Here is a 14,339-nt window from a genome sequence, read left to right on the forward strand (position 1 = left end):
GAAGGTTAATAAGATGATTAAGAAACGCTATTTAACGTTGTTCAGTGCCGCGCTGCTGTCTGTCGCTTCTTCTGTCTGGGCTGCGGATGCCGGCCAGAAAGTGATTATAGGTTCGGCGGATTTTCCGGAAAACCAGTTGCTGGCGACCATTTACGCCGGGGCGCTGGAAGCGCAAAACATTCCGGTCGAGAAAAAACTCAACATTGGTAGCCGTGAAGTCTATATCCCGGCGCTGCTCGACGGTTCCATCACCGTGATCCCGGAATACAGCGGCGCGCTGCTGAGCTATCTGGATGCGAAAAACGAAGCACACAGTTCGGAAGATGTGGCGAAAGCGCTGGCCGCTAAGCTGCCGGAAAAAGTGAAAATGCTGAACACGTCCACGGCGCAAAACAGCGATGTGCTGGCGGTAACCAAGAAAACCGCCGACAAATACAAACTGAAAACCATCGACGACCTGAAATCTGTCGCCGGGCAGTTAGTGCTTGGCGGCCCGGCGGAGTGGAAAACCCGTCATGAAGGCGTTCCCGGCCTGCGTGAAGTTTACGGCCTGAATTTCAAAACCTTCAAAGTGCTGGATGTCGCTGGTCCGCTGACGCTGACGGCGCTGAAAAATAACCAAGTTCAGGTCGCTGACCTGTACTCCACTACGCCGGAAATCAAAAAAGATCACCTGGTTGCGCTGGAGGATCCGAAACACCTGTTTGCCGCGCAGAACATTGTGCCCATTGTCGCCAGCAGCACGCTGAACCCGACCATTGAAAGCACATTGAACAAAATCTCCGCGCAGCTCACCACCGAAGATCTGATCGCCATGAACGAGCAGCTTGCTGAGTTCGCCAGTATTGATGATGTGGCGCACCAGTGGCTGGTTAAACACCAACTGAGCAAGTAAGGAACGGCTGCGAGATGACGACAACAATCCGTTCTTCCATGCCGCATATGGATGCGGTCACCTTAGGCACGGATGCCACGACCATTGATGAGCTGGTGCGCATTGCCGATGGCGCACCCGTTATTCTGGCTGATGAAGCGCTGGCGCAAATGGATAAGGTCAGCGGGTACATTCGCAAGGCGATTGCTGACGGAAAGGTGATTTATGGCCTGACGACCGGCGTGGGAGACCTGGTGACCGAGCGTCTCTCTGTGGATCAAATTGCCAGCGTGCAACTCAATATGCTGCGCAGTCACGCCTGCGGGATGGGACCGGATCTGTCGGTGCGGGAAGTGCGGGCGATGATGGCGGTGATGTTGAAATCGCTGTTGCAGGGCTACAGCGGTGTCAGCTCTGAACTGGCGCAGCGTATGTGCCTGATGCTGAACCGGCAGGTGACGCCATGGTCGCCTGCCAGCGGTTCCGTGGGGTATCTGATTGCTACTGCACATATCGGCTTATCGTTATTTGGCGAAGGGCAGTGCTGGTATCAGGGCGAGTTATTACCCTCCGCCGACGCACTGGCGAAAGCGGGCATTGCGCCGCGTATTCCCGGCCCGCGCGAAGGACACGCGCTGATCAGCGGCACCTACGAAATTACCGCACTGGCTTGTCTGGCAGTGCGGGATTTCGAGCAGTTGCTGCCGGTCGCGGATATGGCAGGCGGCATGTGTCTCGAAGCGCTGAAAGGCAATACCCGCGGCTATGACGCGCGTCTGCACGCCCTGCGTCCGCATGACGGGCAACAAGAAACAGCGCAGATTTTGCGCCGTTTACTGCGCGGCAGCGAGATCCTTCAGCGTTACCGCGACCACCGGGTGCAGGATGCGCTCAGCTTACGCTGCATCCCACAAATCCACGGCGCGGTGCGCGATCAACTGGCGCATTGCCGTCATATCGTTACTACCGAACTCAATTCGGTGACCGACAACCCGGTGTTTTTGATTGAAGACGATACGCTGGTGATTTTGCCTGGCGGCAACGGTCACGGTGCGCCGCTGGCACTGGCACTTGATGCGCTGGCGGTGGCTATTGCGCAACTGAGCACCGCGTCGCAGGCGCGTTCTGACCGTATCACTAACGTGCATCTTAGCGGCTTACCTGCTTTTCTGGTCGGTAAAAGCGGGGCCAATTCCGGGATGATGATCCCGCCGTATGTCGCCGCCGCGCTCGCCGGGGAGAACCGCAGCCTGGCGGCGCCCGCCAGCGTACATACGGTTTCCACCTGTGCCGGGCAGGAAGACCATATCAGCATGGGCGTCTCCTCGGCGCGAAAAGCGATGCAGGCGGTGGCAAATGCGGTGGATATTGTGGCTATTGAGCTGCTGTGCGCTTGTCAGGCGATTGAATTTCACCGCCCGCTGCGTGCCTCGGTGGGTACAGAACTGACACTGTCGCGGGTGCGCCAGCAGGTCACGTTTCGTGAAACCGATACGCCGCTGTACACGGATATGCATGCCGTCCGGGATCTGATTGCGGATGGCGAACTGAGCCGTCAGCTTGCTTTACTGATAAAGGAGGGGGCTGATGAGTGACGCCATTAAGCCGCTCAGTGGTATACGCGTTCTCGATCTGTCGCGCGTATAGGCGGGCACGTGGTGCGTTTCGCGATTACCTGGTACACGCAGCGGCTGTGGCGTACGCCAGGGAAATCGCTGGCAATGCTGCTTTGCTCAAGACGTATCAATGGCGAAGAGGTGCGCCTGGCAGTGCTGGTTCAGTCTGATAAACAGCAAGCGCAGGCGTTAAGCGGCGCGTGCCAAATCACCAAAGCCGCGCCGCTGGCGGTCGTAATGTTCATAAAAGCTGTGCTGGCCCGCGACGAAATGCCGCTGTGTGCGGATGGGGTTTATGAGCGGGTTAATTGCCGATAATGACGAGGGCTGGCGGCGTTTCAGAAGGTCGACGCCGCAGTTTAGCCGGTGTTAACGGGATGTCAGCGTCACGCAGGCGAAAAGCGTGTCGCTGCCTGCGTTGACGGTAACCGTCGCCGGGTTATCGATTAGCAGGCTGTCGTAATGGTGCAGGGTATGCCGTTCGCCTCCAACGATGACGTCAAGACGATTTCCGGCATTGAACAGCAGCATGGTTCCCTGCTGATGTTGCCATGTGCCATCGCGCTGCCAGCACACCGTTGCCTGGGTGGTTTCGCGGCGGTAAATCACGTTGAAATCGAGTAACGGCCCGCCGATAACCTCACAGAACACCTCGCTGTCGCCGTTAAAATCCGTCGCCTGAAACGGTGGAATTAACGCGCTGCGCTTGTCATCAATCGTCAGGAACATGCCTTCGCCTTCCAGTACGCTGATGTTTCGCAGGTAACCGGAGAAACGTGAAAACGCCCCGTCTTCTCGAATTGTCGCAACCGATATGCGCCAGTCATACTGCTCGCTGGCGGGAAAACGGCACACTTCGCGGGTGATGCCCTGGCCATTTTTCCAGCGCATCTCAGCGTAGCCGCTATAAGGCAGCAGCCTCATTTGCGCATGCTTCCTTCCAGGCGGTAACGGGAACCCGGATAGACCAGGCGCACGCTGGTGACGATTTTCTTGTCCTGACGACCGGTCCAGGTGCGACGGTTCACTTGCAGGCAGGGGGTGTGCTCATCTATTTCCAGATAAACGCATTCGCTGCGGGGCACGTTTACCGCCTCGATAATATGCTCACCCTCGACAATCGGTGCGATGGACGAGAGATAGGCATTCGGCGTGATACGGGTGAAATCCTGTTGCAAATAGTCTGGCACAATCAGCGCATTCACCAGCCTGTCTTCCAGCATCACCGGAACGCCATCTTCATAGTGGCAAATCAACGAATGGAACAGGCGACTGCCTTTCGGCAGATTAAAAGCCAGCGCTTGCTGAGCATCTGCATGCTGCTGGGTCAGTTCCAGCACTCTGGCATGATGGCGATGGCCGCGGCTGGCAATCTCATCGGCAATGTTGTTAATCTCCAGCAATGCCGACTGCCCGCGGACTTCGGCGACAAAGGTGCCAACGCCCTGCATACGCACCAACAGCCCTTCGGCGGTCAGTTCTCGCAGCGCGCGGTTAATGGTCATCCGGCTGTAGCCAAACTGGCTGACCAGCTCGCTTTCGGACGGCACGCGGTAGTTCACCGGCCAGGCGCCGCTGTGAATGTTGGTTTTAATCATGCTCTTCACCCTTTCATAGAAAGGGGCGGGCTGATCGAGACGTGTCTCGCCTGTGGCTGCTTTAAAAATATCGCTTTGCTCCATTAACCCTTTCCTCGGCCGGATGACCGTTGAAGTTTACTCTACGCACTTTTGGATGTATATATATAAGCATGTATATACATATTAAATAACGGCAGGCGGTGAGGGGATATATGACGGTATATTTCGCGGCAAAAGCATTGTTGCCGCAGGGCTGGGCGGAGAATGTTCGCATTACGGTTTCCCCGCAGGGCATCATCACCGCGCTCGAAAGCGGTAGTCAGCCAGACGACACGACGATTCGCCTGGAAGGTTTCCTGGTGCCGGGCATGCCAAACCTGCATTCGCACGCATTTCAGCGTGCAATGGCCGGGCTGACCGAAGTGGTGGGCGATCCGGCAGACAGCTTCTGGACATGGCGCGATCTAATGTACCGGCTGGTGGATAAAATCACCCCCGAACAGCTGGAAATCATTGCCAGTTATCTGTACATCGAAATGCTGAAGGCGGGTTATACCTCCGTTGCCGAATTTCACTATTTGCACCACGATCGTGGCGGAAAATCTTACGCCCAGCCAGCCGAACTGGCGTTGCGTATTTCGCAGGCGGCGAAAACAGCGGGCATAGGCCTGACATTACTGCCGGTGCTATACAGTTTCTCCGGTTTTGGCGGGCAACCAGCGACCGCCGGGCAGAGTCGCTTTATTCACGATATTGAAAGCTATCTGGCACTGCATGACACACTGACTTCCCAGCTTGCTGCTGAGCCGATGCAGCGTACCGGGCTATGCTTCCACTCGCTGCGAGCCGTTACGCCGGAACAGATGCGGAACGTGCTTAAGGCCTGTCCGCAAAAGCAGCCGGTGCATATTCATATTGCCGAGCAGCAAAAAGAGGTTGATGACTGCGTGGCCTGGTCTGGATTGCGTCCGGTGGAGTGGCTTTATCAGCATATGCCGGTGGATGAGCAGTGGTGTCTGATCCATGCCACGCATATTACGCCACGGGAAACTCACCAGATTGCCGCTTCCGGCGCAGTGGCGGGTCTTTGCCTGACCACTGAAGCCAATCTTGGCGATGGTATTTTTCCGGGGGCGGACTATCTTGCGCAGCAGGGATGCTGGGGAATTGGCTCCGACAGCCATATTAGCGTCAGTGTCAGCGAGGATTTGCGCTGGTTTGAGTACGGACAACGGTTAAACAAACGGCGGCGCAACTTACTGTCTTTGCCGGATGAACCCTATGTCGGAAATGTGCTGTATCAGGGGGCATTGCAGGGCGGACGCCGTGCGCTGGGGCAGGCGATTGGTCAACTGGCGCCAGGCGATCGTGCCGATATGCTGTTGCTCGACAGCCGCGATCCCTTCCTGGCTGCCGCAGGCGATCGTGAACGTCTGAACCGCTGGATTTTCGCCTGTTCGACAAACCCGATAAAAAGGGTGATGACAGGAGGGCGCTGGGTGATTGAAGAGGGGCGTCACGCGCAGGAAGAGCAGGTGACCTCCGCGTTTATTAAGGTCATGCAGCAACTGATGGCGTAATACTAACCAGCAGGTTGTTGATAAGAAACAATGGCGATGAGAAGACGAAGAGAGTTATTTAACTTACTGAATTTGTAAGAGAATAACGACGTTGAACGATGTTTGCAGGAAGCAGGATATTGTCCCCTGCAGGAATCGAACCTGCAACTAGCCCTTAGGAGGGGCTCGTTATATCCATTTAACTAAGGGGACAAAGCGGCGGGAGTATAACGTTATTTAGGTCTCGCGTTAAGCTCACCGGCCGCCAAGTGATTAAACTGTCGCCGTTTATGCCTCTTTTTCTGCGCCGTCACGTTGCTGTTTTTGCTTGTCGGCGCGGGCTTTTGCTTCGGCTTTACGCGCATTGATCATATCGTTACGGATCTGCGCGTGACTGAGCAGGGCAAAAATAAAGGTGCCGCCGCAAATATTCCCGGCGAGTGTCGGCAGGGCGAAAGGCCAGATAAATTCGCTCCAGTGCAGCGTACCGTTAAACACCAGATAGAAAATCTCCACCGCGCCGACCACGATATGCGTGGTGTCCGCCAGTGCGATAAGCCAGGTCATTAAAATGATCACCACAATTTTTGCCGCGCCCGCGGACGGGAACATCCACACCATAGTTGCGATGATCCAGCCGGAGATAATGGCGTTAGAGAACATTTCCAGCGGCGTGTTCTTCATTACATCCATGCCGATTTTGACAAAAGCGTCGCGCGTGGCTTCATCGAATATGGGCATATACTCGAACGCCCAGGCAGCAATAGCTGTACCAACCAGATTCCCCAGTAACACCACGCTCCATAAGCGCGTCATCAGGCCAAAGTTAACCCAACTGGGTTTCTGCATTACTGGCAATACGGCCGTGACGGTGTTTTCGGTAAACAGCTGCTGGCGCGCCATGATGACAATAATAAAGCCGAAGGTGTAACCGAGGTTTTCCAGCAGGAAACCGCCGGGAACACCGTCGAGCTGTACGTGGAAAATCCCTTTTGCCAGCAGCGACGCGCTCATCGATAAGCCCGCCGCAATCGCTGACCAGAACAGCGCCATCGCGTCGCGTTCCAGCTCTTTTTCGCCGTCCTGGCGAATATGTTCATGAATCGCCATCGCGCGTGAGGGCAGGCGCTCTTCATCAAGTTCTATTTTTTTCCCACTTTTCTTCTCGTCGCTCTCCACTTGTATGTCATCGCTGTGTTTGTCGAGTTTCTCTTCTTTAATATTGTCCACGATGGCCTCGCTTGGTGATGGCGGAAAAATTTAAGCGTAGCGGTTTTCGCGCTTATTCCGTGACGGCATCGTCCTAAATTGCGCGAAAAGCAATAATGGCAATACGATATTGAGGAAGTTTGTATAGAATTGTTAACGATCCGTAAAGGTGAGTTCGGTTAGGCTGAGTGAGATTTGTTCGCCGCGTGGACATCGGAATATGTGCTGATACAATGCGTTGCGCATTGTCTGCGCAAAACGGATTTCCGCGTTTGCGTTATTCAAAATGGCATTCAGCGATGACCATTTTCTTCAGGGAGACACCTATGAAATTCCGCCTGTCGGCGCTTGCGCTGGCTACCACTGTGCTGGTCGGTTGTGCCAGTTCCGGTAAAGATTCGCAGGGACGTTCAGACCCGCTGGAAGGGTTCAACCGCACCATGTACAGCTTCAACTTCAATGTACTGGATCCGTATGTTGTCAGGCCCGTTGCCGTTGTGTGGCGTGATTACGTGCCGCAGCCAGCGCGTAATGGCTTGAGCAATTTCACCAGCAACCTTGAAGAACCGGCGGTAATGGTAAACTTCTTCTTACAAGGCGATCCGTACCAGGGGATGGTTCACTTTACGCGCTTCTTCCTGAACACCCTGCTGGGGATGGGCGGTTTGATGGATGTCGCGGGTGCTGCGAACCCGAAATTGCAGCGCGTTGAACCGCACCGTTTTGGTAGCACGCTGGGGCATTACGGCATGGGTTACGGCCCGTATATGCAACTGCCGTTCTATGGCAGTTTCACGCTGCGTGAAGACGGTGGTGATATGGCCGATACGCTTTATCCAGTGCTGTCGTGGCTGACCTGGCCGCTGTCGGTGGGCAAATGGACGGTCGAAGGCATTGAATCGCGCGCGCAACTGCTGGATTCAGACGGCCTGCTGCGCCAGTCTTCCGATCCGTACATTCTGGTGCGTGAAGCCTACTTCCAGCGCCACGACTTTATCGCCAACGGCGGTAAGCTGAAACCGCAGGAAAACCCGAACGCGCAGGCGATAGAGGGCGATTTGAAAGACATCGACTCGCAATAAGCCAAAGCACAGCAAATAAAAAAGGTGAGCACGGCGCTCACCTTTTTTTATGCCTGATGGTTTATCAGAACGCGTAGTTGAAGTTCGCGCCGTACAGCCATGCACGACCTTCAGAACTGAAGGTATACGGGCCTTCGGTGAATTTCACTTTCTGACCGTGCATATAAGAAACGCCGACGTCGACGGACGCATCTTTATTAAATGCGTAGGTCGCACCGGTGCTCAGCCAGAGGCGATCCTGATCCGGGATGGAGATGGAGCGTTTGTCTGCCGGAACCGGGCTATCATCGAAGGCGATACCGGCGCGGAAGGTCCAGTTATCATCCATGTAATAGGTGGTACCCAGCGCAATACGATAGGCGTCTTTAAAGCTCTCATCTTTATAGAATAGCGTCTGGCCGTTGTTGCCGGTCGCTTTCAGTTCCTGGAACTGGCTCCAGCTGGTGTAAGTCAGGCTGTAGTGAACCGCCCACTGCGGATCAACGCGGTTATAACCCGACACTTCCCACATTTCCGGCAGATGTAATGAGAGCGAACCGTTGGTGGTGGAACCGCCAGTGCCATATGGCAAGCCCAGGCCCAGTGCCGCATTGATCGGGTTCAGCGTCGCGGGCAGGCTGCTCTTATAATCGCCGTCGAAGTCGACTTTTACTTCAGAGCGGTAGGTTAATGCGTAACGGTTATTTTTATCCAGCTCGTAGAGAATACCGGCGTTCCAGCCAAAGCCCCACTCATCACCTTTCAGATGGGCGATTTGCGTATCGCGGCTAATACCGCCAGCCTGCGCGCCAATCGCGGCGGCTTGTTGCGCGGACAACTGACCGGATTGCACCAGCCCCGGCAGACCTGCGCCGATGATTTGCGGCAGATCGCCCGCGTAGCGCTCAACTTTCGCTTTGGCATACACGGCGTCGAAACCGAGGCCGAAGCTCCAGTGGCTATCCAGACGATACGCGCCGCTCAGGTTGAGGTTCAGCGTTTCGAGGTCGGTTTTACCACCCATTGAACCGGCGGCGTAGTTGTTATTGAACTCGGTGGCCAGCCCGTAGTTAGAGGTCACGGACGCGCCCCAGCCAAATTGATCGTTAATTGGTGCCACGAAGTGCAGGTTCGGGATCCACGCGGTCGGGGCGATGTTGTCCTGGCTGGCATTGTTGCCAATGGCAGAACGGCCCGTCACGTTAACATCCGGATCGACGAACACCGCACCACCAGAGAAGGTCGGGCGATCGAACATGGTGATCAGCGCCGGGTTGCGGCTGACGTTGCCTGCGTCATCAGCGATAGCACCTTCACCGGAATAAGCTCGGCCAAGGCCAGAGGATGAAAACTCGTTGAGTTGGAAGCCTGCAGACCAGGCCTGGGTAGAAATGATTGCCACTGCGACTGCCAACGCAGATTTGGTAAACCGGGTTTTCTGGCTCATGACCATAACCTCATTCGAAATCGATTTATTTTTATACAAACTTTGTTACGCGGGGTAACAGGAGCGCGAAGTGTAGGGTCTGAGGTACATCTGAGAAATCAGACCAGTGGCGAGAGTATAGGTCTGACCAGAGGAAATGTTGCAAGTATGTATATAAGATTTTTCAATTGTGATCTTCGAAACGGGATCTGCGCAGCAAAATTGCCCACGGTGTTAATCAGTCGATTAGATGATTTTTGTTTTAGATCATTTTTAAGTGTGATTTCGGTCACTTATCACCGCTTGCGAAATTAACGACTGGAGCCACATTCCCTCGCGGCGTAAAATATGCGCAACGTTTATCTGGCACCTTGGGTGCGAATTCAGAGGAAATCTACCATGAGTAAATGCAGTGCTGATGAAACCCCGGTTTGTTGCTGTATGGATGTTGGCACCATTATGGACAACTCCGACTGCACCGCCTCTTACAGCCGCGTGTTCGCTAAACGCGCCGATGCTGACGAAACCCTGGCGGCGCTGAGCGCCAGAGCCCGCAGTGTGGAATCCGATCCGTGCCAAATCACCTCCACGTTTACAGAAGTGGCAGACGGTGTGCGCCTGGATATCGATTTTGTCTTCGCTTGCGAAGCCGAAACGCTGATTTTCCAGCTCGGTCTGCGTTAATTACCCCGCCAACGCTCCCGCTCAACGGGAGCGTTTTGTTAAGTATCTCTGTGCCTTAGCTCCCATTTTTTTCTCCCTCCCATTGGCTAAATGTAAAAAATTGGTTAAGACTGTTATCAGGTCAGACCACTTAATGCATTACGCTGTTAACAGGGGAGTGTTATGAAGGCATTACCGCTTGTCACCCGCCAGGGCGACCGCATTGCCATTGTCAGTGGGTTACGTACCCCTTTTGCCCGCCAGGCGACCGTCTTTCACGGTGTGCCGGCCATTGATCTTGGCAAAATGGTGGTGGGAGAGATGCTGGCACGCAGCGAAATTCCCCCCGAAGTGATTGAGCAACTGGTTTTTGGCCAGGTGGTTCAAATGCCAGAAGCGCCGAATATTGCGCGCGAAATTGTGCTTGGCACCGGCATGAGTGTGCATACCGATGCTTACAGCGTAAGTCGCGCCTGCGCGACCAGCTTTCAGGCGGTGGCGAATGTCACCGAAAGCCTGCTGGCGGGCACCATTCGTGCCGGTATCGCCGGTGGCGCAGACTCATCTTCAGTGCTGCCAATTGGCGTCAGCAAAAAACTGGCGCGAACGCTGGTGGATGCCAACAAAGCGCGCAGCATGGGGCAAAAACTGAAACTCTTCTCGCGCCTGCGTCTGCGCGATCTGCTGCCTGTTCCCCCGGCGGTGGCGGAATATTCCACCGGCTTGCGCATGGGCGATACCGCGGAACAGATGGCGAAAACTTACGGTATCAGCCGTGAGCAGCAGGATGCACTGGCGCACCGCTCACACCAGCTTGCCGCACAAGCCTGGGCCGAAGGCAAACTGGCTGAAGAGGTGATGACCGCTTATGCACCACCGTTTCGCGATCCGGTCGAAAAAGATAACAACGTACGCACAAACTCAAGTCTGGCGGATTATGCAAAACTGCGCCCGGCGTTTGATCGCCAACACGGCACGGTGACGGCGGCCAACAGTACGCCACTTACCGATGGCGCAGCGGCGGTGATCCTGATGACCGAATCCCGCGCCAAAGAGTTGGGGCTGGTGCCGTTGGGATACCTGCGCAGCTATGCGTTTACCGCCATTGATGTGCGTGAAGATATGCTGCTTGGCCCGGCGTGGGCAACGCCGCTGGCGCTGGAGCGAGCCGGGTTATCAATGGCGGATTTAACCCTGCTTGATATGCATGAAGCCTTTGCCGCGCAAACTCTCAGTAACCTCAAACTCATGGCCAGCGAGCGTTTTGCTCGTGAAGTGCTGGGGCGTTCTCAGGCAACTGGCGAAGTGGATGACAGTAAATTTAACGTGCTTGGCGGTTCTATCGCTTATGGGCATCCGTTTGCCGCTACCGGCGCGCGTATGATCACCCAAACCCTGCATGAGTTGCGCCGCCGCGGTGGCGGTTTCGGGCTGGTAACGGCCTGTGCCGCAGGTGGTCTGGGTGCTGCAATGGTTCTGGAGGCAGAGTAATGACCACAACATCGGCATTTACCCTCAGCGTGCGTCCCGACAATGTGGCGGTAGTCGCTATTGATGTACCGAACGAGAAGATGAATACGCTGAAAGCGGAGTTCGCGACAGATGTTCGCGCCATTTTAAAACAGATCCGCGATAACAAAGCGTTGCGCGGCGTAGTGTTTATCTCAGCAAAACCGGACAACTTTATTGCGGGCGCGGATATCAACATGATCGCCCGCTGCCAGACGGCGAAAGAGGCCGAAGAGCTAGCCCGTCAGGGGCAGCAGTTAATGGCAGAAATTCATGCGCTGCCGATCCCGATCATTGCCGCGATTAATGGCCCTTGCCTCGGCGGTGGGCTGGAACTGGCGCTGGCGTGCCATCGCCGGATTTGTACGAACGATGCCAAAACGGTGCTGGGATTACCGGAAGTACAACTGGGCTTGCTTCCCGGCTCCGGCGGTACGCAGCGTTTGCCGCGCCTGATTGGCGTGAGTACCGCGCTGGAGATGATCCTCACCGGTAAGCAGTTACGCCCACGGCAGGCCTTAAAAGTGGGACTGGTTGACGATGTGGTTCCGCCTTCCATTTTGCTGGACGCCGCCGTCGGGCTGGTTTCGCAGGGGCGTCCTGCCAGCCGCCATTTACCGGTGCGCGAGCGTGTTCTTGCCGGGCCGCTTGGCCGCACTTTATTGTTCCGCATGGTGGCGAAGCAAACGGAGCAGAAAACCCAGGGGAATTACCCTGCTGCGTCGCGCATTCTCTCAGTGATAGAAACCGGTCTTGCCCAGGGGCGCAGCAGCGGTTATGACGCCGAAGCACGCGCGTTTGGCCAACTGGCGATGACGCCGCAATCGCAGGCGCTACGGCATCTCTTCTTTACCAGTACCGATATCAAAAAAGATCCTGGCAGCGTCGTCGAACCTGGCCCGCTTAATAGTGTCGGCGTGCTGGGCGGTGGGTTGATGGGCGGCGGTATCGCGTTTGTCACGGCCAGCAAAGGCGGTTTGCCGGTTCGCATTAAAGATATTAATGCGAAGGGCATTAACCATGCGCTGAAATACAGTTGGCAACAGCTGGATAAAAAAGTGCGCCGTCGTTACCTGAAACCCGCCGAGCGCGATAGCCAGATGGCGAAGATCTCCGGTTCGCTCGATTATCGTGGCTTCGCCCACCGCGATCTGGTGATTGAAGCAGTATTCGAAGATTTAGCGTTGAAGCAGAAAATGGTAGGTGAAGTCGAAGCCAACTGCGCAGCGCATACTATTTTCGCGTCCAATACCTCGTCTTTACCTATCGGCGATATTGCTGCGAATGCGGCGCGTCCGGAAAAGGTCATCGGATTACATTTTTTCAGCCCAGTGGAAAAAATGCCGCTGGTCGAGGTGATCCCCCATGCCGGCACCGATGAGCAGACCATTGCCACGACGGTTAAGCTGGCGAAAAAACAGGGCAAAACGCCCATTGTGGTGGCAGATAAAGCGGGCTTTTACGTTAACCGCATTCTCGCGCCCTACATTAATGAAGCGATGCGTCTGTTAAGCGAAGGGCAACGCATTGAAACGATCGATCAGGCACTGGTGAAATTCGGTTTTCCGGTGGGGCCCATCCAGTTGCTGGATGAAGTGGGGATCGATACCGGCACCAAAATTATCCCGGTGCTGGAAGCTGCCTATGGAGAACGTTTTAGCGCGCCTGCAAGTGTGGTTAACGCAATCTTGAATGACGATCGCAAAGGCAGAAAAAATGAGCGCGGTTTCTATCTTTACCCGGCGAAAGGGCGTAAAAGCAAAAAGCAGCCAGACCCATCGATCTACCGTTTAATCGGTGTTTCAGATGGCACGCAGTTACCGTCTCAGCAGATAGCAGAACGGTGCGTGATGTTGATGCTGAACGAAGCGGCTCGCTGCTTTGATGAACAGGTGATTCGCAGTGCGCGCGATGGCGACATTGGCGCCGTGTTTGGTATCGGTTTCCCACCGTTTTTGGGGGGGCCGTTCCACTATATGGATGCGCTGGGCGTAAGCGAAGTGGTGGCGACACTACAGCGTTTACAGGCGCAGTACGGCGAGCGTTTTGCCCCTTGTGAGCCGCTGTTACGGATGGCGGAACAAGGTGTAACTTTCTGGCCGACAAAAGAAACTGAACGTTTCAGTGAGTGTCTAAAAAAGTAATTCTGTTATACCTCATGGGCTTTACGGTTATTTAATAAACAGTGATTGACTATACTTGCGCCATTGAGGTAAAAAACAGCGTTTCATTCAACGAATGGATCAGGCACAATGCCCGGCCATTAATATTTTCCGATGTCGCGAAATGATTTTGCGGTGAAAGTATTAATGATTCTGGTTAACAAAAGCGGTGCAATATGCAAGTTTTTATCATGCGTCACGGCGACGCTGCCCTCGATGCAGCCAGTGACTCGGTTCGTCCCTTAACCCCTTGTGGCTGTGACGAAACCCGTCAAATGGCAACATGGTTGAAAGGCCAAAAAGTGGATATTGAACGTGTTCTGGTCAGCCCTTTTTTACGTGCTGAACAGACGCTGGATAAGGTAGGGGAGTGTATGAACCTGCCTGACAACGTGGATGTCCTGCCGGAACTGACGCCCTGTGGCGATATCGGCCTGGTTAGCGCCTATTTGCAGGCGCTGGCAAATGAAGGTACTTCCGCCGTGCTGGTGATCTCTCACCTGCCGCTGGTCGGATACCTGGTGTCCGAGCTCTGCCCGGGTGAAGCGCCGCCGATGTTTACCACCTCCGCCATCGCCTGCGTCACGCTGGGTGAAGACGGTAAAGGTGTCTTTAACTGGCAAATGAGTCCCTGCAACCTGAAGATGCCAAAAGCTATCTGATTCGCCGGACCATGAAAG

The 14,339-nt window shown here is 55.0% G+C and carries 13 protein-coding genes and 1 tRNA gene; 9 read left to right on the forward strand and 5 right to left on the reverse strand.

What is annotated here, in order from left to right; translation table 11 throughout:
- The first annotated feature begins 13 nt into the window (after nucleotides 1-13).
- From ACFX4U_RS12340 to ACFX4U_RS12350, 3 genes are read left to right on the forward strand one after another with little or no spacing between them, the layout of a single operon-like run.
- Nucleotides 14-895, forward strand: coding sequence for an ABC transporter substrate-binding protein (locus ACFX4U_RS12340; protein ID WP_313508581.1), 882 nt, complete (start codon nucleotides 14-16; stop codon nucleotides 893-895).
- 38 nt (nucleotides 896-933) lie between these two features.
- Nucleotides 934-2,469 (forward strand): histidine ammonia-lyase, encoded by a 1,536-nt coding sequence (hutH, locus tag ACFX4U_RS12345; RefSeq protein ID WP_380218453.1) that lies wholly within the window; start codon nucleotides 934-936, stop codon nucleotides 2,467-2,469.
- A 60-nt stretch (nucleotides 2,470-2,529) separates the two neighbouring features.
- Nucleotides 2,530-2,808, forward strand: coding sequence for a hypothetical protein (locus tag ACFX4U_RS12350; protein WP_313508586.1), 279 nt, complete (start codon nucleotides 2,530-2,532; stop codon nucleotides 2,806-2,808).
- 51 nt (nucleotides 2,809-2,859) lie between these two features.
- Here ACFX4U_RS12350 and ACFX4U_RS12355 read toward each other — a convergent pair whose 3' ends face one another.
- Nucleotides 2,860-3,414, reverse strand: coding sequence for a HutD family protein (locus ACFX4U_RS12355; RefSeq protein WP_313508588.1), 555 nt, complete (start codon nucleotides 3,412-3,414; stop codon nucleotides 2,860-2,862).
- The gene (gene hutC / locus ACFX4U_RS12360; protein ID WP_305735429.1) at nucleotides 3,411-4,172 is read right to left on the reverse strand and encodes a histidine utilization repressor; all 762 of its coding nucleotides are present in this window, start codon (nucleotides 4,170-4,172) and stop codon (nucleotides 3,411-3,413) included. Before hutC ends, ACFX4U_RS12355 begins: the two co-directional genes overlap by 4 nt.
- A gap of 110 nt (nucleotides 4,173-4,282) precedes the next feature.
- Here hutC and ACFX4U_RS12365 point away from each other — a divergent pair, with 110 nt between their 5' ends.
- Nucleotides 4,283-5,650 carry a formimidoylglutamate deiminase gene (locus ACFX4U_RS12365; RefSeq protein ID WP_313508590.1) on the forward strand — a complete coding sequence of 456 codons (1,368 nt, stop codon included), beginning with the start codon at nucleotides 4,283-4,285 and terminating at the stop codon, nucleotides 5,648-5,650.
- A gap of 120 nt (nucleotides 5,651-5,770) precedes the next feature.
- On the opposite strand, the gene ACFX4U_RS12370 is transcribed toward ACFX4U_RS12365, so the two are convergent.
- Nucleotides 5,771-5,842 (reverse strand) — tRNA-Arg (locus ACFX4U_RS12370).
- Between the two features lie 75 nt (nucleotides 5,843-5,917).
- Nucleotides 5,918-6,859, reverse strand: coding sequence for a formate/nitrite transporter family protein (locus tag ACFX4U_RS12375; protein WP_305735431.1), 942 nt, complete (start codon nucleotides 6,857-6,859; stop codon nucleotides 5,918-5,920).
- Nucleotides 6,860-7,164: 305 nt separating this feature from the next.
- Here ACFX4U_RS12375 and mlaA point away from each other — a divergent pair, with 305 nt between their 5' ends.
- On the forward strand, nucleotides 7,165-7,920 hold the full coding sequence (mlaA, locus tag ACFX4U_RS12380; protein ID WP_017458648.1) for a phospholipid-binding lipoprotein MlaA: 756 nt from the start codon (nucleotides 7,165-7,167) through the stop codon (nucleotides 7,918-7,920).
- Nucleotides 7,921-7,984: 64 nt separating this feature from the next.
- Here the strand turns inward: mlaA and fadL are convergent, their stop codons facing one another.
- On the reverse strand, nucleotides 7,985-9,346 hold the full coding sequence (gene fadL, locus ACFX4U_RS12385; protein ID WP_380218415.1) for a long-chain fatty acid transporter FadL: 1,362 nt from the start codon (nucleotides 9,344-9,346) through the stop codon (nucleotides 7,985-7,987).
- A gap of 378 nt (nucleotides 9,347-9,724) precedes the next feature.
- Here fadL and ACFX4U_RS12390 point away from each other — a divergent pair, with 378 nt between their 5' ends.
- From ACFX4U_RS12390 to sixA, 4 genes are all read left to right on the forward strand, one after another.
- Nucleotides 9,725-10,009 (forward strand): YfcZ/YiiS family protein, encoded by a 285-nt coding sequence (locus tag ACFX4U_RS12390; RefSeq protein ID WP_200550308.1) that lies wholly within the window; start codon nucleotides 9,725-9,727, stop codon nucleotides 10,007-10,009.
- A 162-nt stretch (nucleotides 10,010-10,171) separates the two neighbouring features.
- Nucleotides 10,172-11,479, forward strand: coding sequence for an acetyl-CoA C-acyltransferase FadI (gene fadI / locus ACFX4U_RS12395; protein ID WP_097407745.1), 1,308 nt, complete (start codon nucleotides 10,172-10,174; stop codon nucleotides 11,477-11,479).
- Nucleotides 11,479-13,641, forward strand: a complete 2,163-nt coding sequence (fadJ, locus tag ACFX4U_RS12400; protein ID WP_313508595.1) for a fatty acid oxidation complex subunit alpha FadJ — start codon at nucleotides 11,479-11,481, stop codon at nucleotides 13,639-13,641. Before fadI ends, fadJ begins: the two co-directional genes overlap by 1 nt.
- A gap of 194 nt (nucleotides 13,642-13,835) precedes the next feature.
- Entirely contained in the window at nucleotides 13,836-14,321 is a 486-nt protein-coding gene (gene sixA / locus ACFX4U_RS12405; protein WP_305735435.1) for a phosphohistidine phosphatase SixA, read from the forward strand.
- The last annotated feature ends 18 nt before the right edge of the window (nucleotides 14,322-14,339 follow it).

Origin of the sequence: Kosakonia sp. YIM B13588 (assembly GCF_042788165.1) — a bacterium.
Taxonomy (GTDB): Bacteria; Pseudomonadota; Gammaproteobacteria; order Enterobacterales; family Enterobacteriaceae; genus Kosakonia; species Kosakonia sacchari.

What these genes read in the sequence shown, in the direction of transcription:
- ACFX4U_RS12340 (WP_313508581.1), top strand. Translation starts at nt 14, where the DNA reads ATGATTAAGAAACGCTATTTAACGTTGTTCAGTGCCGCGCTGCTGTCT.
- hutH (WP_380218453.1), top strand. Translation starts at nt 934, where the DNA reads ATGCCGCATATGGATGCGGTCACCTTAGGCACGGATGCCACGACCATT.
- ACFX4U_RS12355 (WP_313508588.1), bottom strand. Translation starts at nt 3,414, where the DNA reads ATGAGGCTGCTGCCTTATAGCGGCTACGCTGAGATGCGCTGGAAAAAT.
- hutC (WP_305735429.1), bottom strand. Translation starts at nt 4,172, where the DNA reads ATGGAGCAAAGCGATATTTTTAAAGCAGCCACAGGCGAGACACGTCTC.
- ACFX4U_RS12365 (WP_313508590.1), top strand. Translation starts at nt 4,283, where the DNA reads ATGACGGTATATTTCGCGGCAAAAGCATTGTTGCCGCAGGGCTGGGCG.
- mlaA (WP_017458648.1), top strand. Translation starts at nt 7,165, where the DNA reads ATGAAATTCCGCCTGTCGGCGCTTGCGCTGGCTACCACTGTGCTGGTC.
- fadL (WP_380218415.1), bottom strand. Translation starts at nt 9,346, where the DNA reads ATGAGCCAGAAAACCCGGTTTACCAAATCTGCGTTGGCAGTCGCAGTG.
- ACFX4U_RS12390 (WP_200550308.1), top strand. Translation starts at nt 9,725, where the DNA reads ATGAGTAAATGCAGTGCTGATGAAACCCCGGTTTGTTGCTGTATGGAT.
- fadI (WP_097407745.1), top strand. Translation starts at nt 10,172, where the DNA reads ATGAAGGCATTACCGCTTGTCACCCGCCAGGGCGACCGCATTGCCATT.
- fadJ (WP_313508595.1), top strand. Translation starts at nt 11,479, where the DNA reads ATGACCACAACATCGGCATTTACCCTCAGCGTGCGTCCCGACAATGTG.
- sixA (WP_305735435.1), top strand. Translation starts at nt 13,836, where the DNA reads ATGCAAGTTTTTATCATGCGTCACGGCGACGCTGCCCTCGATGCAGCC.